Source organism: Sphingobacterium ginsenosidimutans, from assembly GCF_039536865.1.
Taxonomy (GTDB): Bacteria; Bacteroidota; Bacteroidia; order Sphingobacteriales; family Sphingobacteriaceae; genus Sphingobacterium; species Sphingobacterium detergens.
This window is the reverse complement of the sequence record NZ_BAAAZK010000007.1, coordinates 1,094,138-1,115,959: the sequence shown is the minus strand read 5'-3', so window position 1 is coordinate 1,115,959 and position 21,822 is coordinate 1,094,138. Positions and strand designations below refer to the sequence as shown.

21 protein-coding genes are annotated in these 21,822 nt (G+C 38.4%); 10 read left to right on the top strand and 11 right to left on the bottom strand.

Annotated features, from left to right (window positions below; genetic code table 11):
- Positions 1 to 94 precede the first annotated feature (94 nt).
- Positions 95 to 1,135 carry an endonuclease/exonuclease/phosphatase family protein gene (locus ABFX33_RS17075; RefSeq protein ID WP_346086988.1) on the top strand — a complete coding sequence of 347 codons (1,041 nt, stop codon included), beginning with the start codon at positions 95 to 97 and terminating at the stop codon, positions 1,133 to 1,135.
- 92 nt (positions 1,136 to 1,227) lie between these two features.
- Here the strand turns inward: ABFX33_RS17075 and ABFX33_RS17070 are convergent, their stop codons facing one another.
- The 4 genes from ABFX33_RS17070 to ABFX33_RS17055 all read right to left on the bottom strand — a co-directional run bounded on the left by ABFX33_RS17070 (position 1,228) and on the right by ABFX33_RS17055 (position 5,525).
- Positions 1,228 to 2,541, bottom strand: coding sequence for a sensor histidine kinase (locus tag ABFX33_RS17070; RefSeq protein ID WP_346086987.1), 1,314 nt, complete (start codon positions 2,539 to 2,541; stop codon positions 1,228 to 1,230).
- A gap of 198 nt (positions 2,542 to 2,739) precedes the next feature.
- Positions 2,740 to 3,696, bottom strand: a complete 957-nt coding sequence (locus ABFX33_RS17065) for a nitrilase family protein (RefSeq protein ID WP_346086986.1) — start codon at positions 3,694 to 3,696, stop codon at positions 2,740 to 2,742.
- A 41-nt stretch (positions 3,697 to 3,737) separates the two neighbouring features.
- On the bottom strand, positions 3,738 to 4,577 hold the full coding sequence (locus ABFX33_RS17060) for a DUF6597 domain-containing transcriptional factor (RefSeq protein ID WP_346086985.1): 840 nt from the start codon (positions 4,575 to 4,577) through the stop codon (positions 3,738 to 3,740).
- Positions 4,578 to 4,670: 93 nt separating this feature from the next.
- Positions 4,671 to 5,525, bottom strand: a complete 855-nt coding sequence (locus ABFX33_RS17055) for a DNA alkylation repair protein (RefSeq protein ID WP_346086984.1) — start codon at positions 5,523 to 5,525, stop codon at positions 4,671 to 4,673.
- 91 nt (positions 5,526 to 5,616) lie between these two features.
- On the opposite strand from ABFX33_RS17055, the gene ABFX33_RS17050 reads away from it, so the two are divergent.
- The gene (locus ABFX33_RS17050) at positions 5,617 to 5,964 is read left to right on the top strand and encodes a winged helix-turn-helix transcriptional regulator (protein WP_346086983.1); all 348 of its coding nucleotides are present in this window, start codon (positions 5,617 to 5,619) and stop codon (positions 5,962 to 5,964) included.
- A 105-nt stretch (positions 5,965 to 6,069) separates the two neighbouring features.
- Here ABFX33_RS17050 and ABFX33_RS17045 read toward each other — a convergent pair whose 3' ends face one another.
- Positions 6,070 to 6,327: a hypothetical protein gene (locus ABFX33_RS17045; protein ID WP_346086982.1), complete on the bottom strand. Its 258-nt coding sequence runs from the start codon at positions 6,325 to 6,327 to the stop codon at positions 6,070 to 6,072.
- A gap of 335 nt (positions 6,328 to 6,662) precedes the next feature.
- Between ABFX33_RS17045 and ABFX33_RS17040 the strand changes: the two genes are divergently transcribed.
- Positions 6,663 to 6,998, top strand: a complete 336-nt coding sequence (locus ABFX33_RS17040) for a nuclear transport factor 2 family protein (RefSeq protein WP_120257291.1) — start codon at positions 6,663 to 6,665, stop codon at positions 6,996 to 6,998.
- Between the two features lie 40 nt (positions 6,999 to 7,038).
- On the opposite strand, the gene ABFX33_RS17035 is transcribed toward ABFX33_RS17040, so the two are convergent.
- Positions 7,039 to 9,510 carry a TonB-dependent receptor domain-containing protein gene (locus ABFX33_RS17035; protein ID WP_346086981.1) on the bottom strand — a complete coding sequence of 824 codons (2,472 nt, stop codon included), beginning with the start codon at positions 9,508 to 9,510 and terminating at the stop codon, positions 7,039 to 7,041.
- 359 nt (positions 9,511 to 9,869) lie between these two features.
- Here ABFX33_RS17035 and ABFX33_RS17030 point away from each other — a divergent pair, with 359 nt between their 5' ends.
- The 6 genes from ABFX33_RS17030 to ABFX33_RS17005 all read left to right on the top strand — a co-directional run bounded on the left by ABFX33_RS17030 (position 9,870) and on the right by ABFX33_RS17005 (position 14,020).
- The gene (locus tag ABFX33_RS17030) at positions 9,870 to 10,277 is read left to right on the top strand and encodes a hypothetical protein (RefSeq protein WP_346086980.1); all 408 of its coding nucleotides are present in this window, start codon (positions 9,870 to 9,872) and stop codon (positions 10,275 to 10,277) included.
- Positions 10,278 to 10,631: 354 nt separating this feature from the next.
- The gene (locus tag ABFX33_RS17025) at positions 10,632 to 11,138 is read left to right on the top strand and encodes a hypothetical protein (protein ID WP_346086979.1); all 507 of its coding nucleotides are present in this window, start codon (positions 10,632 to 10,634) and stop codon (positions 11,136 to 11,138) included.
- Positions 11,120 to 11,461 (top strand): hypothetical protein, encoded by a 342-nt coding sequence (locus ABFX33_RS17020; RefSeq protein WP_257091081.1) that lies wholly within the window; start codon positions 11,120 to 11,122, stop codon positions 11,459 to 11,461. Before ABFX33_RS17025 ends, ABFX33_RS17020 begins: the two co-directional genes overlap by 19 nt.
- Before the next feature lie 5 nt (positions 11,462 to 11,466).
- Positions 11,467 to 12,672, top strand: a complete 1,206-nt coding sequence (locus ABFX33_RS17015; protein ID WP_346086978.1) for a hypothetical protein — start codon at positions 11,467 to 11,469, stop codon at positions 12,670 to 12,672.
- Positions 12,673 to 12,822: 150 nt separating this feature from the next.
- Positions 12,823 to 13,206 carry a hypothetical protein gene (locus ABFX33_RS17010; RefSeq protein ID WP_257091077.1) on the top strand — a complete coding sequence of 128 codons (384 nt, stop codon included), beginning with the start codon at positions 12,823 to 12,825 and terminating at the stop codon, positions 13,204 to 13,206.
- Between the two features lie 16 nt (positions 13,207 to 13,222).
- Positions 13,223 to 14,020, top strand: coding sequence for a DKNYY domain-containing protein (locus ABFX33_RS17005; protein ID WP_346086977.1), 798 nt, complete (start codon positions 13,223 to 13,225; stop codon positions 14,018 to 14,020).
- 18 nt (positions 14,021 to 14,038) lie between these two features.
- Here the strand turns inward: ABFX33_RS17005 and ABFX33_RS17000 are convergent, their stop codons facing one another.
- Entirely contained in the window at positions 14,039 to 15,346 is a 1,308-nt protein-coding gene (locus ABFX33_RS17000; RefSeq protein ID WP_346086976.1) for a G protein-coupled receptor family protein, read from the bottom strand.
- A gap of 392 nt (positions 15,347 to 15,738) precedes the next feature.
- Positions 15,739 to 17,118 carry a tRNA uridine-5-carboxymethylaminomethyl(34) synthesis GTPase MnmE gene (gene mnmE / locus ABFX33_RS16995; RefSeq protein ID WP_346086975.1) on the bottom strand — a complete coding sequence of 460 codons (1,380 nt, stop codon included), beginning with the start codon at positions 17,116 to 17,118 and terminating at the stop codon, positions 15,739 to 15,741.
- 181 nt (positions 17,119 to 17,299) lie between these two features.
- Here mnmE and ABFX33_RS16990 point away from each other — a divergent pair, with 181 nt between their 5' ends.
- Positions 17,300 to 17,785, top strand: a complete 486-nt coding sequence (locus ABFX33_RS16990) for a hypothetical protein (protein ID WP_346086974.1) — start codon at positions 17,300 to 17,302, stop codon at positions 17,783 to 17,785.
- A gap of 73 nt (positions 17,786 to 17,858) precedes the next feature.
- On the opposite strand, the gene xpt is transcribed toward ABFX33_RS16990, so the two are convergent.
- The 3 genes from xpt to ABFX33_RS16975 all read right to left on the bottom strand — a co-directional run bounded on the left by xpt (position 17,859) and on the right by ABFX33_RS16975 (position 21,778).
- On the bottom strand, positions 17,859 to 18,434 hold the full coding sequence (gene xpt, locus ABFX33_RS16985; RefSeq protein ID WP_120257303.1) for a xanthine phosphoribosyltransferase: 576 nt from the start codon (positions 18,432 to 18,434) through the stop codon (positions 17,859 to 17,861).
- 54 nt (positions 18,435 to 18,488) lie between these two features.
- Positions 18,489 to 20,267: an AMP-dependent synthetase/ligase gene (locus tag ABFX33_RS16980; RefSeq protein ID WP_346086973.1), complete on the bottom strand. Its 1,779-nt coding sequence runs from the start codon at positions 20,265 to 20,267 to the stop codon at positions 18,489 to 18,491.
- 314 nt (positions 20,268 to 20,581) lie between these two features.
- Complete coding sequence (locus tag ABFX33_RS16975) at positions 20,582 to 21,778, bottom strand: proline dehydrogenase family protein (RefSeq protein WP_346086972.1); 1,197 nt, start codon at positions 21,776 to 21,778, stop codon at positions 20,582 to 20,584.
- Positions 21,779 to 21,822: the final 44 nt, after the last annotated feature.

The following is a 21,822-nucleotide window of genomic DNA, read 5'->3' as shown; positions in this document are numbered from 1 at the left end:
GACTTGTGCCAAAGTCTTTGGATATTTGAAGATTAGACTTGCCTTAGTTCGCTAGGGCAAGTTTTATATACTGATGCATTAATATATACCATAGATGAAAATAGGAAAATTTATAATGCTGTTGCTACTGCTCAGCATTGGGCAGTTCATAGTCGCTCAGGGGAAAACCGAATTGAAAGTGTTGCAGATCAATATTTGGCAGGAGGGGACAGTCGTACCCAATGGTTTCCCGGCTATTGCAGATGAAATCATCGACAAGCATGCGGATATCGTGCTCTTTAGTGAGGTACGTAATTACAAAGGGACAGACTATATCCAGCGGATATTAGCAGAATTAAAATCCAAAGGAGCAAGCTATTTTGGTAAGTCAAGTGATGAAAAGCTGGATGTTGGATTGATCTCCAAATTTCCAGTGACGGACCAACACGCATTGTATGGCAAAGATAGTGGGATGGGAGGTGTGTTGAAAAGTAAGATCAAAGTTGGCAAACGCGATTTTGTCTTTTATTCTTTACACCTGGATTATACCAATTATGCCTGTTACCTACCTAGGGGGTATGATGGTGTAACCTGGAAGAAAATGGAAAATCCGATTACTGAGGTATCGGCAATTGTGGAAGCCAATCGTAAAAGCAAAAGGGATGAGGCGATACGTGATATTATACACGATGTGGAGGGGGAGAAGCAATTGCAATCTTTTATTGTTGCGGGTGATTTTAATGAACCTTCACATCTGGATTGGACTGTAGCGACAAAGGATCTGTTTGACCATCGGGGTGCTGTAGTGCCTTGGGACTGTTCAGTTCTATTGGAAAAGGCAGGATTTAAAGATAGTTTTCGTGTGCAGTATCCTAACCCGGTAAGTCATCCCGGCTTTACCTATCCGGCGTTCAATAAGGATGTGCCTATTGATAAGTTGGTCTGGGCACCTACAGCGGATGATCGGGACAGAATAGACTATGTCTATTATCGTAGTAAGCTACCATTAAAAGTGGTGAGGGCGAGAATTGTGGGACCTGCGGAAACGGTGAAATATGCCAAAAAGCAGGAAAAAGATAGCGAAGATGAATTTTTGCTTCCAAAAGGAATATGGCCTACAGATCATAAGGCCCTGTTGGTGACTTTTACCTTTTAGGAAAGGAAATTCAATTGCACTGCTGTTGATTGAATACGGTGCTAAAGGAATACATGGGGATATTGCACGGCATAAGAAGCACGGACAGGTTTTTAGCAATAGGTCTGTGCTTCTTTTTTGGAGCCCTGGTTTCTGGTGGGGTATGACGGTAAGCCAACAGTGAAAATTGAACCTTTATTGGGAATACTCTGAATATCGACTGTACCTTTGTTGCGCTCGATCAGATCTTTACATAATACGAGCCCTAAGCCCGATCCGGGTTCATCTTCCGTACCGAATGATTTATGCTGTATTACATTAAAGAGTAAGGCCGATTTGGAGGGATTAATTCCAACCCCCTCATCTTGGATATGAATGTTGGTATGAATCTCATTTCTACTGCAATAAATACTTATCTTTCCGGCCACATAACTAAATTTGATTGCATTACTAATAAGGTTTCGGAGAATAATGGAGGTATGATCCTTATTGGCGAAGATATGTGTTCCTTCGGGTATAGCAACTTCTATCTTGAGCTGTTTTGCTTGTATTTGATCGGTAAACAATATGATGATTTCGCGGATCAATGGTTCGATCAGTACTAAAATAGCAGGGCTGGTAATCCCACGCATACTGCTACTTCCCCATTGCAGAAAGTCGTCCAGCGCTTGATTTTGATGTACAATCTGTTGATAAAGCTGTTGTATGTATTCTCTAGATACGGTATTGTTGAGAATCTGGTCGCGAAGCATCAATACCAATGCCTCCAAACTGGCAAATGGACTTTTGATATCATGAGCGACAATGGAAAATATTTTCTCCTTATCGCGATTCATAGATTCCAGTTTTCGACGCTGTTCCTCAATCTTCTCCATATTGTTGTAAATAATCTGTAGGAAGGAGTTGACAGCGATAACAATAAAGGCAAGTGCATTGCTAATGTTGAAGATCAGTCTTAGCCTGGGGACACGTTGGGCTACAGGAACAATGGTCGGAAAGAAATAGAGCAATGCAATGGCGAAAGCAGTAGCAAGGCAGAAAAAGATATGGATACGACGGTCGTCATAGAGTAACATGGACGCGATCAGGGTGCATAATAGAAAATATTCGCCGCCATTTTTAAATAACATAGCACCCAAAAGAAAAAAGATGAAATTGCTGACCAATAACATCGCCTTCGCAAAGTTATGTTTACCGTCATATTGTAGAAAGAGTACCGAAATAGAACAAATGGTATTGGATAGGTTGATCGTTGACAGCAGATAACGTTGGTCGATGATATTAAGGATAAAAAAGCAAAGTGTGGGCAATAAACAAAGTATGGCAATCAAATTGACCATCTGTATCCTTTTGAGGTCGATATAGGACATATCCGGATGCGTTCCGATATTCGTGAGTATGTTCCAATATCTTCGGATATAGTTCATAATTTTATTTAAACTGCTAGTGAATATTAATCCGCTAAATTAACATAAATAAGGTGTTGTAGCGCGATGCTTAGCGAAAAAAATGTTCGCAATACTTTAATTGACAGATGGCTGGGGTACCTCTGGTGGATAATCGTGAGACAACTGATTTAAGACTTCGGTTGAGAGACCTTAAATCAGTTGCTGGATTGATGGAGATTAGCTATTTTCTGTATGTAACCAGACTACTTTTTGCTCTGCTTCATGTTGCTGACCAATAATGTTGCGGTAGAGTTCTGGTCGTCGGGCGCTGATATAACGATGTCCGCCAGCCTGTATCAGTTTTTCGGGTGTGACTGTGGCTATGACAAAACTATCGTCAAATGTATGGCATTCTGAGAGAATATCCCCGAAAGGATCTAAGATCATTGAACAACCATTTTTTAACTGATCGTCATCCATTCCGATGGGGTTTGAAAACACGGTGTAAACCGCGTTGTCATAGGCCCTGGCTGGCAACCATTTCATTAACCAGCTGCGTCCTTTCATTCCATCAAACTCCAATCGCAGGGAGGTTGGGTCATTTTCACGGTTATGCCAGAGCTGAGGATCCACAAAGCCCGCTCCAGGTCTAGATGAAGGAGTACACATGGTCACATGTGGCATAAAGATAATGTCAGCTCCCAATAATTTTGTTGCGCGTACATTTTCAATGACATTATTGTCGTAGCAGATCAAAATGCCACATTTCCATCCTTTGATCTCAAATACCGTATAAGCTTGACCTGGGGTCAGATAGGGGTTTATGAAGGGATGTAATTTGCGATGTTTGGCGACTAAGCCATCTTTGTCGACACAGATATAGGGCTTATATAAATTATCGTTTTCATCTTTTTCAAATAAACCGGCAAGAATGGTGATATTGTATTTGGTTGCTATCTCGATCAACTTCTGGGTGCTGTTTCCTTCAGGAACGAGTTCGGCAATATCGAGCATTTGCTGTTTATCTAAATTTCTTGCGAAAGTATAACCAGTAATGGAGCATTCGTGAAAAGCAATCACATCAGCACCTTGGGCTGCGGCCTGTTGCGCAAGGGTGTCGATGATTGTCAGATTATAGGCTTTATCCGCACTTTTATGCTCAAATTGTGCTGTAGCAATTCTTAATTTGTCCATATTTCTTTCTTTGATCTATTGACAAATCTACTTGTAAGTTGTTAAGATAAATTGTACAAATCCGACAAACGATCAGGCAAGGCTTGGAGCTCCATAAAATTGATTGCCAGTCTGCTTGTATTGTTCAAATATATGGATGGTGTAAAACCAGTATATTTTTTAAATGTCCTGATGAGATGAGATTGATCAAAATACCCGCTTTCGTAGGAGATGGTCGTCAGTGTTGTACCATCAGGTTTATTGCGAAGTAACTTCAAAAAGAAATGGAGTTGGACAATGCTTCCGAATTTTTTGGGACTCATACCGACCTGTTCGGCAAATAACCGTTCCATCTGCCGCTCATTATGACCACTGAGTTTGAGTAATTCTTCCACAGAGAGGAGCCCTTTGTGGTCGGTAATACATTTTAATACGTTAGAAAAGCAGGTCTGACCTGGCGATTTGTGTTGAATGGCGAGTGTATAAAAGAAGGTGTTTAATGCATTTAATTTAGCTGTTGGATACTTGCAGTACATAAGCTGATCGTAAAGCCGGTCTGCTGACTGTCCAAAGATATCCTTTAAGCCAATGATTTGATCTCTTAGCTCATGTGCCGGTATACCCAGTAATTTGTAGAGACCATCGGGTTGAAATACAACAATAATAAAGGAAATGCGTTCGACTACACAGAGATCTTTAAAATGACTGATCTGACCATACAAAAATGACTGCGGGAGATGATCGTTTCGGTTGATGGATAATCGGCCTTGATTCAAAAGAAATACCATTCCTGTATTGCCGTCCGAGAATAAGCGTAGCGTTTTTTGCGAATCGGCAGCGCTTTCCAAAAAGAGGTAGTGTTTGATGTAAGGCAATAATTCTTTTGGCGGGAGTATCTGCATGGCCTAATCCGTGAGTTGATGTATACCAAATGTACATATTTCCTGTTGTATGAAAAATTAAAAATGATTTGATATTTAGCGTTATCTGTCGTCTCAACTGAGGTTTCTGATCGCTCGCTTTACGATGTATATGGTTTCTTTACTTTTACTTTCTCTTTCCCATCTGGTACATAATTCTTTAACAAATAACGGACAGGTCTTGGCGGCGTCATTCAGCCAATTGGCCACGCTATTTTGCACATATCGGGATGGATCGGACTTCAAGGCTTCCAATATTGATAAGGCGATGGCGGGATTTTGTTTTAACGCATCAATATGTGCAGACCATACACCTCTGGGCCGTATAGCCTCTGAAGCAAAGCGCCTAATATTTTCATCGACGTTGTTGGTCCATTCGGTAAGAATATAAATGCTTTCTTGCAAGTTGCTGCTTATTTTTTCTCGTACGGCTAGCCAGCTGATTTCTCGAACACCAAAATGTTGGTCAGCAGCAAACTGTTGTATCCGGTTTAGTGTTTCGGAGGTACTTAGATCCTTATTTTTCCCAACAGTATATGCGGCCCAACAACGAACCAGATCAGCAGGATGAAGCGATATCGTCTGGAGGAAAACAGCGTCGTTTTGCTGCGTGATCTGTTCAAGAAGTCCGGTTCCGATGGCTTCATTGATGCTGTTAACAGTCTGTTTTTTTAACTGGTTAATTCTTTTCAATATAGGCTTAAGATAGGCTGTCCGATCATGCTGTGTGAGTAGATGGTTTAGCAAAACAGGTTGGTCTACGGCTAGCCATTCGACAAGATTGGCAGTTTCAATCTCGCCCTTGTTCAATTGTTCCAGAATAGATACTGGTATCTCACTTGTTTTTCGTGCACCTGTTCGTTTTGGTTTTGACAACTTTTTTGCTGAATTTTTATTTAATACTGGCATATCCTCTTGTCTATTTTTCATATTTATTCCTAATCTTTGCAAAGATTCGAAAGTTAATCCATAAGTACAATAACGCATAAAATTGTCACTATGGGCTAAAAAAGTCAACATTATGAAAAAAACGGATAGAGCCATAGAAGAAAAAATATGCCCATTAGAATTTGCAGTCAATGCGATCAGTGGGAAATGGAAAATTCCGATTGTCTGGCGTATCAATCAGGGTGAAAAGCGTCCAAGCGAAATGTTGCGTGGTATTGTTAAAGTAGATCGGCGTGTATTGAATCAACAGCTAAAGGAGCTGGAGCGTGACGGAATACTTCGCAAGGAGGTCTTTAAAGAGCTGCCCCCGCGGGTAGAATATACACTGACACCGCTAGGTAAAAGTCTGGTAGAGGTGCTCTGGAAATTAAACGACTGGGGTGAATCGCTTTTAGTTGAAAAAAATGATTCTCACTGTTAAAAGCCTACTCATTCTATGATCGATAGTGGGCCATATTGTTCCAATACATCACGTACTTAGTTTCTATAGTCGTTACAGCGATCTATACAGCTACAAAATTGCAATTTAGTCCTTCTTGGATTGGCGCGATTTGAGTTCTTGGTTGATCTGTATATTATTCACATAAATCGGTATAAACACACAAAATAAGGAAGCTGCAATACCTGAAAGAGCGTACTTTTTTGTTTTAAAGGAGAGGTAGACCAAAACTACAATAGCTATAAACATGACAACACCAAAAGATATCATGACTCCAATGGACTGTTTTTTCTTTTTGTTTAACTCCTCGTTGGTCAATTGAGATAAAACTTTATTCTCTGGCATGGTTCAATTGTGTTAGGGTTTATAAAGAAGGGTTATATACTTCTCTTGTTAGAAACAAATTTAAATAAATTTTTGACCCTATCAAGTTTTTTTGATGCCGGTGGTAAAGCTAGATAAGAGCTGCTTTTCAAGGCTGAATCTTTGGGTTGCCGGGAATATAAGGGTATAAATGATAGAAGGGAAGGAAAAAATAAAAAATTATCAAACGCTTGGTCAACTTTGTTGTTCTTTTATTTAACTAGTCTAGGGACTGGATGTTGTGAATTTCTATTTAAGTATTCATAATAGTAATGGCCAGATAAGGAATAGTATAAATAACCATAATAAAGAAAGAAATGAAATCAGCGAAATACATTGTGCTCAGTTTTCTCGAAAGTCTGAATAAAGAAGATTTTACTGCTGCATATGAATTATTGGATAGTGATATGGTGTTCGAGGGGGTGCTTGGGAGTCGGCATACTGCAGATCATTATATTGCGGATATGAAGAAAATGAAGTTTAAATACAATATTAAAGAAGTAATGACAAATGGTAATCATGTGGCTATCTTCTATAACATTGATATGGGGGGAATGGAGATCTTTAGTGCAGGCTGGTATCAAGTAGAAAACGAGCTGATCCTGAAGATAAAGGTTGTCTTTGATCCACGGCCGCTTCTGAAAGATAAATAGCTTGACTCAAGAGTTTGTGAATCCAAACTCTTGAGTCAAGCTATTCGGCCCTTCGTTTGAGATCGTCGGCGGCACCTGTTTTTCGAGACTGTCCTGTTTTGGTGGATCCAAAATTATAGCTATAGGACAACATCACAACGCGGGGTTCTCTTCTGCTTTTAAAATTTTCTTTGTAATCATTGTAGACAGTCACTCCCTTTATGGTATTGCTGTTGAATAGATCACTTAGGGCGAGCTTCAAGGTGTTTTTGTCCCTAAATTTCTTTTGTAACCCGATATTGAGATACCAATAAGGGTCAATACGGACGAAGGCATATACTTCGGTAGCTTTATAATTGGCCGCTAATTCGGCGACGAAATTTTTACCCAATTTAAGGGTATGGAGGCTATTCATGTCGAGGGTAAAATTGCCAATATTATTGATCTGTGTCCCTGAGACGTTTCCTGTATATGAACCGTAATAGAAGTTTGCACTATTGTTTATATCCCACCAATTGGTCGGCTTGATCGGTAGAATGAGATTCAGAGAGTAATAGGATGCTGATTTTAGGTTCTCTTCTGTCTGAACGGTGATATTTTCCCCATTTTCGATTACGGGTTTTATGACAGTCGTGATATTGTTGCTTATTTTGCTATAACTCAGGGTGGCTATATATCTACTTTTGAAACTATAGGTGAGTTCATAGTTTTGCGATGTTTGTGCATTTAGATCGGGGTTGCCAACACGATATGTTGTCGCATTAATATAGTATTTAAAGGGGTTGAGCTGTTGATAATTAGGACGGTTGATGCGACGGCTGAGATTGACTTCGAGATTATGATCTGTTGTGAACTCATAGGAAAAAACGGCACTTGGAAATAGCTGAGTGTATTGCCTTTTATTAATTTGTGCAGTGGTTAGTTGTGTTCCTGTCACATCGGTTTTTTCAATACGTAGACCTAATACGGTTTTCAGCTTATTCCATTTTTTTGATACATTACCGTAGGCTGCGTAGATGTGCTCCTGGTAGATGTAATGATTCGATTTATTGGTGTCCCTTACAGCAGGCGAGGTACTATGATTATAAAATTCAATATCGTTATCTGATTTAACGTAACTCGTTTTAAAGCCGGCTTCCAGTTTGAGGTTTTTAGGGAAGATCTTAATCCAGTCGCTTTTTAGTGCATAGATGTTCAAACCGCCATCAGTCTTTCCTCTCAAGATATAGGGTATACCTATAGGTTCATCTTCGTTGTTGTTGGTTTTGGTATCAAAACTTTGGTTCGATGTATTGACATAGCGAATGAAATCTATATCCGTGCTAAGTTCGGACCCCAGTGTATCCATACTGTATTTATGATTGAGATTAGCAGAGATATTTTTCAAGGTATTGGCCGTTTGACTTAAGGTGACGGTATGACTGAGTGGCTGATCGTTGGGACCTAGGATGGCCGTTTTGCTATCCCCACGTGGTTTAAAGACATTACTTGTGAAGCTGACAGATGCACCCAGTAGGTTTTTTTCAGTTAGATTGTAATCGAAGCCGATTTTACCGTTATGGTTACGGGTATTGAACTTAAAGAAATTGTCCTGTAGGTATGTTTTCTCTAAATTGCCTTCCGTGTAAAACTTTCGATCGATCATGAGCTCGTTAAATGCTTTGCGATAAGCAAAATTATAATTGGCAAAGAGGTTGAGCTTATTATTACGATGGTTGATATTAAAACTGTTGTTATTTTTAACGTATCTACCTGCACCTAACGCTGTAGAAAAGCTTCCGTTGGTTCCCTTATTTGTTCCTTTTTTTAGTTTTATATTAATAATGGCAGTTCCGGCAGCGTCATATTTTGCAGATGGGTTGGTGATGAGTTCAATTTTGTCAATCGCAGATGCGGGGAGTCCGCGGAGGTAATTGGCTAGCTCATCGCCGGTAAGTGGTGAGTTTTTCCCATCAATCTGTATTAAAATATTATTTTTCCCCCGTAAAATAACGTTGTCATTCCCATCTATTGTAACACCAGGTGCTTTTCCCAGTATTTCTAACACAGATCCACCCGTATTTTGAAGACTACTTTCTACATTTAAGATCATTTTACCGTCATGTCGTTCAATAAAAGGACGTGATTTGTTGATGACGACGGTCTCCAGTCGTTGTTCGTTTATCCGAATTTCAGGTAAACCTATATCATGGTCCGTCACTTGAATGACCTCCGAATTGTAGAGGTCTGATTGACCACGACGAATTTTGAAGTAATAAGCTCCTTTGCTAAGGGCATCAAATCGAAACTCACCTTGCTGATTGGGAAATTCAGTTCTGATCAGCTTAGCCTCTGCATTGAATAGGTTAATTTCCAGTGAGGCAATTTCTGTGGTCGCTATTTTTCCAGATAATATAAAGTCATTTCTCTGAACCTGTTGTGCCATGATCTTGGTTGCCGATACAGACAGTAGCAAGGTTATGAATATGATCAAAATGCAACTTGCTTTCGAATGGTTGAGCATGATCATGTGGAGGTTTCGTTGAATTCGCATTTTTTATATTTCTATCAACGTTGTATGTCTACTCCGTTAGTTGTATGTCGTATAAGCTAGTATTATGTTGCAGGATAATATGGTGTAAGTTTGGAATATCTCTCTTGCAATATTTTTTTGAATGTACGAATGGCTCCTGTTGTCATTACAAACAATTACGATTCGCCGAGATTGACTTAAGATTCGTTTCGTGTTGACCGAAAATAACTTGATATCTTTGATTCGGCAGTTGTTCATTTATTATTCAGGGGGATTGAGGCCTTTCTTGTTAAAGATCTTTCTTTGAAAGTTAATGGATTGGAACAGTAATTTGTGCTATTTCGGATAATAGGATAGAAATCACTAAAGCATAACAGATAGTGGGTATAACAGAAATATTTGTGGTCATACTGTGCATTGGAATTGTCGGCTTAGTTGCTGGCATAATTTTGATGTTATTGTATTTTGCTCTTACGCTTTTACCAGAAAAGAGCTTTTGGGAAAATTTGATTGCAAAGCTTTTTACCATAGCATATTATGTACTGCAGATAGGTATGATAATATTTCTGCTGGCGCTAGCGGGCATGACTGCCAGTATGGCTATTGACGGACTAGGAATGGGCGAATATAAGTTGAGGTTTAGCAAAACAGGTGGTGGGTATACAATGATCAAGTGGACTACCAGACCTATACGATTTGCTTTTCAGACTGTTGTTTTTATAGGTTTTTCTATTATGCTCATCTATCTTTCAATTAAACAGATTCGATCTATTTCAAAGAAAAGATGATTTTTTAAGCGTCCTTGAATGAGACTTATTTTTATTATTATTGGCGGAATAGCAGGTGTTTTGTTTTCTTTTTGGGATACCATGGTTAGTTACTCCGATACGGCTCCAATTGACGATCAGTTTGGGCTAGCAATTATTTCATGGCCTTTCTTTTTAATCAAAACACTTATTTATCTATGTATGGGATCATTTTTTTGTTGGTTGATCAGTTTGGTCTTTAGAAGAAATTTACCAGAATGAGATTATACGGATAATGATGAGGCCATAGCGAATAATAAATATCTGCTAACGAATTATAAAATAACCTTATACACTACAAAAATCAACTGTATATTGCTGGAAAACTAATCTGGTATGAAGTGGATATTTTGCATATTGATTTTTGTGATAATGGAAACGAATGCAGCGTTTGCCCAAGCTTCTTTAAAGAGTGGTGTATACGAATTTACTGATATTACTTCGCCTGATACCCTTGGAAAGGGAAGAGAGAATTTGCTAAACTTTGAAAAGAAAACCATCAGAAGAACACTTATTGTATCAAATGATACGATCTGCTATCAGATTGGAGAGCATACACAAACACCTGCAGCCAGTTTTGGAATACAAGCAGATTATCGTTTGAAACTTAGATATCGCAATAATGGATTCAGTGCGGAAAGCAAGACTGTCAAATTGAAGCTTGTTATCCTAAATGATGAGATTATTACCGTAGAGGTTTTAGCGGGAAAGGCCAACTACTTTTATAGTGGCGGTCAATATTTTAAACGTGTAATTGCAATTCCATTTGAAAGAAAAACATTGATTTTTAAACGGAGATTGACACCTCAAGATATTGAAAAGCTATGGGAGCAAGAGCAATAAAGAATAATGTAGGAATTAACATCCTCAAAGTCGTCCAAGTTATTCTTGGAGGGATCTATATTCTGGTTATTCTGTTTTACCTTGGCCTTATTGTACCTGAATACCTTGCTTGTGTCGGTTGCGATACCGAAGGTGCAATGGGAACTGATATTTGGGGTGATTCCGTGCAATGTTTTGGCGATAGTAAGGTCTTTGGTCAGGTTTTGTTTGATCTGTCCACCGTGATTATCGTCGGGCTTTCTGTTATATTAAGTCTCCTATTCCTTTGGCGGAATTTAATAGCTAAGAATCAGGATCGAACTAAAAACCTCGGCAAACAATAAGTGTTATGAAAAGAGTCTTCATATTTATTTTAGCGGTTAGTACCTTCTTGCAATCTTGTCGTTATAAAACACAAGATCATGTCAAAGAAGGGGTAGTTCCAACAACAAAGGAAGCCGTAATACAACTTGATAGCCTAAACAAGGCTGATACTTCAATTCGCTCTTTTATTGGTCTAACAACTACCGATATTGACTTGTCAAAGATGCATGAATGCTTGGGAGTAATGTTATCCGAAAATGCATTGAAAGATAAGTATGCACTTGCGCAGTATTCCGCTATCATCGATCATTGCCAACACGGACAAAGCAAATTTGTCATTGAACGATTTCTGCGTCATGATGCGAATGGTAGATCTGTGTTTTTGATTGTGGATGAACTGGATGTGGTGGCCAACTATCCGGCAATCTGCTTTGGGAATTTCCGATTGGCAATCGAAGATGACAGAGAGGAAAACTATATCGTAGCGTTTTATAATAATGATAGTGAGAAGATTACTCAAATAAGCAGGATATGGCGTATTGACTTAGAAAAGGAAAAGTTTGTGGAAATTAGCAAACCTAAGGATTTGATATTAACTAATCCTGATTATGTTGAATCAGATGAAGATCCAGCATTTACATTCCCCTTAACAGGGGAAAAGGCTTTGGACTTTATTGTCGATCCTACTGTTTTTGAGATTCAATATGAAACAAAAGGAGATTTAAATGCGGATGGTCTGTCTGATATCGTGATGGTGCGAAGAGATAAAACAAATAAAATGGCGATCAGATCAATCTTGGTACTACTTCAGAATAAAGACAAATCTTATCGTTTGGACAAAATTTCGAACCTCCTCATGCCGGTTGAATTTAATAAGGATGGATCAAAAATATATGGAACAGAGGATATTAATATCGTAAATGGCGAGCTTCACCTTAATTTCTATGGGCTTGCTGGTGTGCAGGGCAATATTTGGGGGCATTTTAAATATTTTGGGGATGATCTGGTGTTGACTTATGTAGAGACTTATAATGTGGGTGCTGGCTCTTGGCAATCGCTTTACTATGATGTGGTAAAAGGAGAATTGACGGAGGAAATAACGGATACAACAAAGGAAGAGATGCCTGTCAAAACTAAGATATTTAAGATGAAAAAGGAGAAATATTTATTTGAAAATAGTTCGTTGGATGGGGTTATGGAAGCCTCTTATAAAATAGTCAATAACAATTAATGGAAATTGCCAACAAAATGTATATTAAATCATATTTAGTGATAAAGAAGGCTATATGTATTAAAAAAATTAGCATAGGGGTTATCTATAACATTTTTCTTTTGGATAGACAGTTTAACCGAAAATATTTATTCTATTATCTTAATGATTATGGAAAATGAAAGCAATGGTAGTATAGATCGAAATCATGGGAGCTATGGTGTTATGATAAAGAAAAGTGTTGTTATTGTTTTGGCCGCTATGACTATTTTAATCTGTGGTTGGCTCATCCTTGGTCTGGTGAGCTCTTTGGATATTCCGTCCAATAAAAATGATCAGTTTGCAAGTGAGCAAAAGTGGCGGGTGGATCAACGGAGCGATATCGATTCCTGCGAAAAACAAATTATTAAAAATCAAATAGATCTGAAGCGTGCTAATGAAAGGCAGATTTCGGGGCGGGCTTTTCAAACACAAATATTAGCTCTTTTGATCATTGTATTGCAATTGATATTGATCGTTTTCGTGATATTGATACGCCGGAAGCCCTATTCTTGATAAAAGACTTCCTAATATGAAATTATTGAAATTTATATTTGTGGTGGTGATACTATTGGCATGTATTTTTTGCCTGATTTCATTTTTGAAGCCGATACCATATTCCAACAGCTGCGGTGAGGATAATCTATACCGATATCGCATGGGAATCTATCAGATAGATACGAATATTATTAAAGAAAAGAAACTGAAGAAACTTGGTGGGCTATTGTCCTTTGCTGGAATACAGGATATTGGGTGCCCTAATGAGAAGGATAGACAGCGGGACAAAATGCTTGCACAAGCTATTGATAGCACAAATAGGAGCTTAAAATGGAGGCTTTTGAAAGATGATCTATGGATTAATAAAAATGGAGATATCGGATTAAAGGAAATGATCCCTGTTGGAAATGAAGGTATTACTTTTGTTGATAGTTATCTTACAAGAATGGGCTTTAATACAGAAGAACCATTGCATGCTATTATTGATACTAGTACCTTTCAAAAGCTAAACAGTGCATTTTATAAAGATAAAAAACATATTTATCGCTATTATGCAATGGCTTATGGCGGAAGCTTTTCTACTTTTGAAGAAGCTGATCAGGCAACTTTTGTAGCACTTGGTGATTGTTATGCTAAAGATAAAAGGCATATCTATGAGAATCGCCAAGGTATTTTGGATCATGTAGACTATAAGACCTTTAAAGTAAAAAGTACGATGTCCGGTTGTTTTGCCAAAGATAAAGATGGCTATTTGTCCTGGGGTGATCGGATTACAGAGGAGGATCTCAATGATGAATATGTAAAACAGGCGATTAGCGAATTGGATAAATAATACAGTGAGCTCATATTACTATTTGATCTTCTTTATCAGGTATAACCGGTTGCGTTGATTGGTGAAAAGTTGATAGTTTAAAGCTGGATTTGAATAGAAACTGTATACCTTAAATTGTTCGGTATTTTCAAAGGAAAGCGCCCCAATATTCTTATTGTTTATTTCAATTTTTGACCAATGCCATTCCTCATCCAAGTATAACTTATCTTTAAATTTCAGTGTATCATTGTCTACAATCAGCTGCGAAAATAAATATCCCTGCCATGCATCCCCACGGTCATATTCTCCAGTTTTAGCATCATGTCGATCGCGCATACGTTGTACTTTTTGATAATATACAGATCTGATATTTGGAGGGGGAGCATTATCGGACGGTTCAAGTTGATCTTCTTCCCATTGACCAAAAAGATCATTAACGAGATTACCTTTTGGCTCTATCTTGTAAGGGAAATATTCCTCATCTGAAAAGTTCTCATAAAATGTATACCATTTATCGTTTATTAAATAGGTTATCTTATAATAAGAGCCAGCGTATTCATTATTACGATCAGAATGATAAACGGGGGTTGACATCAGATAGGTCGCTTCCTTTTCTATTTCTGTTAATTTCTGACGCTGCTGATCTCTTGACCATTTTAAGTCTTCATTGAATATCTCGATCGTCTTTCTTATCGTATCACCGCGTAACGGCCAGTTCCGAAAATAGTTTTTAGAAACATTAATCAGATAGCCCTCAAATAAAACTTCTTTATCATCATCGCTATCCTGCCGAAAAGAATAGTGATCTATCTGATTGCCATTTTTGTCAAGCTTGCAAAAATCATGGATGGTTGGAAAAGGATCATTTGTATGTTGTGGACTTGTTGTGCTGTGTATAATTAATTCATTATTTTGGGTCAACAATTGATAAACAGGATTGTCACTTGCTATAAACAGATCTATTTCATGTTTGCCAAATGTGTTTTTTGAGTTGTTGATATCCACATATTTTTCATACTCTTTTGGCAATTTTGAGAAATTGAATGCATTCTCCAACCTAATATCAACATTAAAAATTCCATTTACATAGATGAAAAAGCAAGCGAGCAGCAAACATCCGAGTAGAAAGTACTTTAGTTGACTCCCACCTTTCAGGAGGATAAAGACATAGAAGAACACCCAGCTAAGAACAAATACAATGGGGGAAAATATAATATAGTTTAATTCGTTATTACCAGGTAGGGGTAGTGTATAAAAACCAATGACATAGAGTGCCATAAATATTAAACATACCCAAAAAGATTTTAATAGAATACCCTTTCTAGGGCGCTCTGTTCCTTTATTCAAGTGCTCCAATATAATAACTGAGTTAAGTCTATTTTCTGTCTTCTAAGGTAAATAATTGCCTCATCATAGACAAGTGTTGAGGGTGGAAATCGCTTCTCCATTGGTTAAACCGTAAAGGATAATACTTGGAAATATGACAATGAGCCCCGACACCATGTAGACCATTTTTTAATCGCTATTTGTCCAGTCTTGTTCAATAATTGATTCCGGCCTTAAGCAGCTATCATTATTTTTGCTAACTCAATAGCATTCAAGAAATATGCGATGTGTTTTATGAATATCTTCTTTCTGTGGAAAGAAAAGTCAAAGAAGTCGTGAATGTTTCCTTTTCTTGTAAGTAAAAGGAAACATTCAATACCTTGTTTGGGCTGCCAAAGGTTATTATAATATAGTTACTTTCCGATACAGAATTTGGAAAAGATATTATCGAGTAAATCATCTGTAGACACACTGCCTGTGATCTCTCCAAGGTGATATAAGGCTTGACGGATATCCATAGCTAGGAAATCTGAAGTAACCGGATTATCAATACCGAATAATACGCGCTCCAGAGAATCGGATGTCTTTTGCAAGGCTTCTACATGTCGGATGTTAGTTACCATGACATCGTCTGTATTTAAATTTCCCAGCTGTACTCTGTTGATCAGTTCATCCTTCAATTCTTCTACGCCTATCTGCTCTTTTGCTGAAATATAAAGCGGATTGAGCGGTTCATATTCTGCTTTTTGTTTGTCAGATAATAAATCAGATTTATTGATGATGGTCAAAAATGGAATTTGAAGATTTTTAATTTCTAACAACTGTGATTGAACGTCATCTATTTTATCTTGCATTGGATCAAAAAGATAGATAATCAATCTCGCCTGTTTCATTTTTTCGCGTGTACGCTCAACTCCCTTCGCTTCGATGATATCTGCCGTCTCGCGAATACCCGCTGTATCTATAAACCGGAAGGTCACACCATGGATATTAATTTCATCTTCAATAGTATCACGTGTAGTCCCGGCGATGTCCGAGACAATGGCACGTTCCTCGTTTAAGAAAGCATTCAATAGGGTTGATTTACCTACATTTGGTTTCCCCGCAATGACTACAGGTACACCATTTTTTAACACATTTCCTTGTTCAAAAGACTGAACCAGTTTTTGAACAATTACTTTTATTTTATTGATTAGATTTTTGAGCTGATCTCTATTCGCAAATTCTACGTCTTCCTCTGAAAAATCCAATTCTAGTTCAATAAGGGATGCAAAGTGGATCAGGTCTTCACGGAGGGATTTAAGCTGATTGGAAAATCCGCCGCGCATCTGCTGCATGGCAATTTGATGGGATGCTGCCGAATTGGAAGCAATTAAATCGGCTACAGCTTCGGCTTGTGAAAGATCCATTCCACCGTTGAGGAAAGCGCGAAGCGTAAATTCACCAGCACGGGCAGCTCGAGCTCCCTTTTTGATGAGCAAACTAATAATACGCTCAATAATATATTTGGAATTGTGTGTAGAGATTTCTACAGAATTTTCTTTTGTGTAAGAGTTTGGAGCTACAAAAAGGGATACGAGCACTTCATCTATAATCTCTTCTCCATCGCGAATGGTTCCAAAATGAATGGTATGGGAGGCTTGCTGGAGCAGATCTTTACCCTTGAAAATGTCGTTGGTGATTTTAATAGCCTGTTGACCTGAAACGCGAATTACAGCAATCGCACCATTGGCACCAGCCGATGTCGCCAATGCGACAATTGTATCTTCAGTAATATAACCTGTATTGGACATGCTGCAAAGATACGTTAAATTGGCTGGAATGAAAGTGCATAAATATCCCAGCAAATTAAATTTTCGATGGGGAATTAAACCTTTGTTTAGACACGCATGTCATACCAATAGAAACGCTTATAAAACGGTGAAAAAAAATAGGCGGTATTGTACTTGATTTATAAATTTAAATTGTCTGGTTATGAGAAAGATAATATACTTCGCACTAGCAATAGGAGGACTTGCATTAATAACTCCAAAGGAATCGTCAGCTCAGCGTCGTGGAAATGACCGCGAATGGAAGCATGAGAAAGAGCATCGGAAATACGAGGAAAAAAGGGACAAGGAAGAACGGAAATACTGGGAAAAAAGAGATAAAGAAGATCGGAAATATCATAAAAAAGTAGCCAAGTATTATCGTAAGGAATATAGGCATGGTCCGCCAGCTTGGGCGAGAGCACATCGATATGATAATAGACATCACGTTTATTTTAGAGACTATAAAACATTTTATGATCCTTATCGCAATGGATATGTTTATATGAGAAACGGACGTTGGAGTTTTTCGGCTAATGTACCTTCTTTCATGTTAAACGTTAACTTAGGGGCAGCCAACATACGTGTGGTGAAGGATGTGCCGATCAGTAGACATCCAGAAGATTTTTACAACGACTATCGTTGGGATTAGAAATATAATTTATCTTGTTGTTTAAACTTAAAAAGCCTCATTCTTTACAGAAATGAGGCTTTTGTTTGTGTTGTTAATCTTCTTCGAAGCTGACTTTATCTACTTCCAAAGATTTTATACGTGCTAAAGATTCTATTCGGATATCGGATAATTCCCGTAATCTTTTACCACCTTCCTGAAAGGATTTTTCGATAATAAAGCCCATACCCAATAATGCGGCACCAGACTGTTGGATGAGATCTAGCATACCAAACGCTGCATTTCCATTGGCAAGAAAGTCATCGATAAAGAGCACTTTGTCATCTGCGGAGAGAAACTCCTTACTCACACAGATATCGTAGGTTCGATTTTTGGTAAAAGAATGTACTTCACTAACATACATGTCCCCCATAGTCTTAGGTTTTGCCTTTTTAACAAAAACAACAGGCAGTTCTAATAGGTAGCCCAGCATAATCGCCGGTGCAATGCCACTTGCTTCAATTGTTATGATCTTGTTGATGGGTAGATCTGCGAAACGACGTACAAATTCTACTGCAATAGACTTCATCAATACAGGATCCATCTGATGGTTGATAAAGTTATCTACTTTGAGTATGCCTCCAGCGAGGCTTTTGCCGTCATTAAGGATTCTATCCTTTAATAATTTCATGTGATACTTTTTATAAATAAGTGCGAAGATATATAAAAATAGGAGTGACTTTGGTTAATCGATCTCCATTTGATATAGATTATTAAATTCTTCCTGATGATGTTCGAGAATAACTTTACGCTTCATTTTCAATGTCGGTGTTAGTTCTCCGTTTTCAATCGTGAATTCATCCCTTAAAATAATAGGCTTTTTGATTTGCTCCCAGTTGCCAAAGTGCTGATTGGCGTGGCGTACTTCCTGATTTACCTTTTTGATAATTGCAGGATTAGTCAAGAAGTCCTCTTTGGTCATATCTGCAAGTTCTGGAGCATCGTTTTTAGCCCAATCCAATAGGTGGGAATAATTGGGTACAATAAATGCAGAAGCAAATTTCATCCCATCACCAATCACCATAGCTTGTTCAATAAATTTAGATTCGACAAGTTTGGTCTCTATAGGTTGCGGGATAACGTACTTGCCACCTGAAATCTTGAACATTTCTTTCTTGCGATCTATAATTTTTAGGAATTTCTCATCTTCCCATTTGCCAATGTCGCCTGTATGCAACCAACCATCAATAATCGTTTTGTCTGTCTCGGCTTTATTTTTGTAATAGCCCATCATCACATTAGGCCCTTTGACCAAAATTTCACCATCCTCAGCTAGTTTGATTTCTACGAACCGAACGGGGAGCCCAACAGTACCTATACGTATTCCTTTAATGTAATGGTTAACCGAGATCAAAGGTGATGCCTCAGTCATACCATATCCTTCATATAATGGAATTCCAGCAGCCAAAAAAGCTCGCGTTAGTCTGTTATGCAGCGAGGCCGAACCAGAAGCAACAGTTAACAGCTCACCACCCAAGGCTTCGTACCATTTATTGAGTACAAGCTGTTTGGCAAGTTTAAGCTTCATATTATAAGTGAAACTTCTCTTGATAGGATTAGGATCATATTCTTCAGCGATATTAACGGCCCAATCAAATACTTTTCTTTTGAATCCGGTAAGCTCATGACCTGTTTTCATGATTTTCTCATAGACCTTCTCGAGGATACGGGGAACCACAGTCATGATATGTGGTTTTACCTCTTTTAGGTTATCGCCAATTTTATCAAAAGACTCTGCAATATGTATGGTAAAGCCCAGATACATGTAGGTATAGAGTACCATTCGCTCATAGGCATGACAAGGAGGGAGAAAAGTTAGTCCTCGATCATAAGCCTTGCAGGGTGTGATTTCTGCTGCTCCAAGCACATTGGAAAAAATATTATTATGGGAAAGCATAACACCTTTCGGCTTACCAGTTGTGCCAGAAGTATAAATTAATGTAGCCAGATCTTCAGGTTTGATCTGATCACGTAACTGAATCAGTTTATCTTCTGGACAGTTGACCCCTAGATCATTGAGCTCATTCCAGCTTCGGGTAGATTCCTGTTCCGAAATGCAGAAGATATATTTTAATGTATAGATGGACTCCGTTAGGTTCATCAAGCGGTCATATAGACTCTTATTACTGACGATACAGACCCTGATTTCAGCATCGTTAAAAATATATTGGTAATCGGCGTCGGTAATATTGGGATAAATGGCTACCACCACTGCGCCAATTTGTTGAATAGCAAAATCTATCATGTGCCATTCCATACTACTGCCTGCAATAAGACCAACCTTTTCGTTGGGCTTGACACCGAGTTCAATCAGTCCTTTGGACAGATTGTCCACATTTTTAAGAAAATCAGCCGTTTTGATATAGTTCCACTTGCCATCCAGTTTGTGAGCAAACATGTTAAGATCGGGATATTTGCTGACCTGATGACGTGCAAGATCAAATAATCTAAGTTTTTCTTCCATTTCAAATATATATACTTATTGTTCCTGGGGAACATCATTTCCCTATGAACTTTATTTTAAGGGAAAAGTTTGCAAACATAAATAATTGTTTCAATAATTTGGAATCAATTTGTAATTAGCTTATTCCAATGTCGAGAAGCTGAAATAGGAACTCTGTTTTTATGAAACATTATCGCTATTTATAATAAATGAGGAAAGTAGAGCGGGAGAAGGTAGTCACGAGATAATCGCTGCTCTCATTGGAGACGAAGATGGGGTATTGAATCGTAGAGATCGAATGGGTGGATACACGCTGAAAAAGAAAAAGCTAGTCGTTATCGACGACTAGCTTTTCTTCTTTGTTTTTCCTTGATCAATAGCCCAAGCTCCCGACCAGTGGCTCCGGCAACGGAGGTGTTTTCTTGTGCTCTTCTGAATAGGTAAGGCATCACAGCTTTAACCGGTCCATAAGGCATATATTTAGCAACATTATAGCCGTGGGCAGCCAAATTAAAGCTCAAATTGTCTGACATTCCCAATAGTTGAGCAAAGTAGATCCGATCTGTCGATCTGTCGATACCACGTTTGTCTATTTCCTCGGCCAATAACATACTGCTGTCTTCATTGTGTGTACCTGCCATCAGTCCGAAATTGTCCAAGTGGTCCAATATAAACTCAATAGCTTCGTTGTAATCTGTATCAGATGCAGCTTTATTCGGTTGGATAGGGTCAGCATAGCCCATTTGTGTAGCACGTGCACGTTCGATTTCCATATAGGCACCTCGTACAATTTTTGCTCCCATGTGAAAGCCTCTGACCTTGGCATATTCAAAATCAGCTTTTAAAGAAGCTAATTTATCACTGCGGTAAAGCTGATAGGTGTTATAAACAATAGGTTTTTCCATATTGTATTTTTCCATCATTTCGCGCGCGATGTCATCAATAGCATCCTGGATCCAGGAATGTTCAGCGTCAACCAATACCTTTACGCCGGCTTCATGACAAGCTTTACAGATACGGTCTGTGCGATCCAACATGCGTTGGTATTCTGCTTGCTCTGATTCTGTTAATGTTTCTTTGGCATTAACCTTCTCGAACAATTCAAAACGACCTAATCCCGTTGGTTTAAAAACTGAAAAAGGGATATACTTGTTTTTGCTGGCAGCGGATACCGTACGTAGTACTTCTTCGCAACAGGCATCAAAAGCACTTTCGGTCTCTTCGCCTTCAACCGAATAGTCTAATATGGTTCCAACGCCATTTTCACCCAATTCATTGATGGCGGTTTCGCAGCCTTCAATGGTTTCTCCTCCACAAAAATGCTTGAAGATTGTACTACGGATTATACCCTGGATCGGCAATCCAATGTTCAGCGCAAAGTTGGTCATTGATGGACCTACTTTTGTTAAAAAGTTATTCGCTATTATTTTGAATAACCAATACGCTCTTTCTAAATCCTTATCACTTTTACTTTTAAAAGCGATCTCTGTATTATCAAAGGACAATGTTCTGGGCTCAGAATTCTCAATCATAATCTTTATTTGCAATAAGGCAAATGTAGTAATTTAGTAAGCAT

Bases quoted from the DNA above. Each gene is read 5' to 3' on its own strand.
- ABFX33_RS17005 (WP_346086977.1), top strand. From the start codon at position 13,223: ATGAAATTATTGAAATTTATATTTGTGGTGGTGATACTATTGGCATGT.
- xpt (WP_120257303.1), bottom strand. From the start codon at position 18,434: ATGAAATTATTAAAGGATAGAATCCTTAATGACGGCAAAAGCCTCGCT.
- ABFX33_RS17015 (WP_346086978.1), top strand. From the start codon at position 11,467: ATGAAAAGAGTCTTCATATTTATTTTAGCGGTTAGTACCTTCTTGCAA.
- ABFX33_RS17040 (WP_120257291.1), top strand. From the start codon at position 6,663: ATGAAATCAGCGAAATACATTGTGCTCAGTTTTCTCGAAAGTCTGAAT.
- mnmE (WP_346086975.1), bottom strand. From the start codon at position 17,118: ATGTCCAATACAGGTTATATTACTGAAGATACAATTGTCGCATTGGCG.
- ABFX33_RS16975 (WP_346086972.1), bottom strand. From the start codon at position 21,778: ATGATTGAGAATTCTGAGCCCAGAACATTGTCCTTTGATAATACAGAG.
- ABFX33_RS17060 (WP_346086985.1), bottom strand. From the start codon at position 4,577: ATGCAGATACTCCCGCCAAAAGAATTATTGCCTTACATCAAACACTAC.
- ABFX33_RS16990 (WP_346086974.1), top strand. From the start codon at position 17,300: ATGAGAAAGATAATATACTTCGCACTAGCAATAGGAGGACTTGCATTA.
- ABFX33_RS17050 (WP_346086983.1), top strand. From the start codon at position 5,617: ATGAAAAAAACGGATAGAGCCATAGAAGAAAAAATATGCCCATTAGAA.
- ABFX33_RS17065 (WP_346086986.1), bottom strand. From the start codon at position 3,696: ATGGACAAATTAAGAATTGCTACAGCACAATTTGAGCATAAAAGTGCG.
- ABFX33_RS17020 (WP_257091081.1), top strand. From the start codon at position 11,120: ATGGGAGCAAGAGCAATAAAGAATAATGTAGGAATTAACATCCTCAAA.
- ABFX33_RS17010 (WP_257091077.1), top strand. From the start codon at position 12,823: ATGGAAAATGAAAGCAATGGTAGTATAGATCGAAATCATGGGAGCTAT.
- ABFX33_RS16980 (WP_346086973.1), bottom strand. From the start codon at position 20,267: ATGGAAGAAAAACTTAGATTATTTGATCTTGCACGTCATCAGGTCAGC.
- ABFX33_RS17045 (WP_346086982.1), bottom strand. From the start codon at position 6,327: ATGCCAGAGAATAAAGTTTTATCTCAATTGACCAACGAGGAGTTAAAC.
- ABFX33_RS17025 (WP_346086979.1), top strand. From the start codon at position 10,632: ATGAAGTGGATATTTTGCATATTGATTTTTGTGATAATGGAAACGAAT.
- ABFX33_RS17075 (WP_346086988.1), top strand. From the start codon at position 95: ATGAAAATAGGAAAATTTATAATGCTGTTGCTACTGCTCAGCATTGGG.
- ABFX33_RS17055 (WP_346086984.1), bottom strand. From the start codon at position 5,525: ATGAAAAATAGACAAGAGGATATGCCAGTATTAAATAAAAATTCAGCA.
- ABFX33_RS17070 (WP_346086987.1), bottom strand. From the start codon at position 2,541: ATGAACTATATCCGAAGATATTGGAACATACTCACGAATATCGGAACG.
- ABFX33_RS17035 (WP_346086981.1), bottom strand. From the start codon at position 9,510: ATGCGAATTCAACGAAACCTCCACATGATCATGCTCAACCATTCGAAA.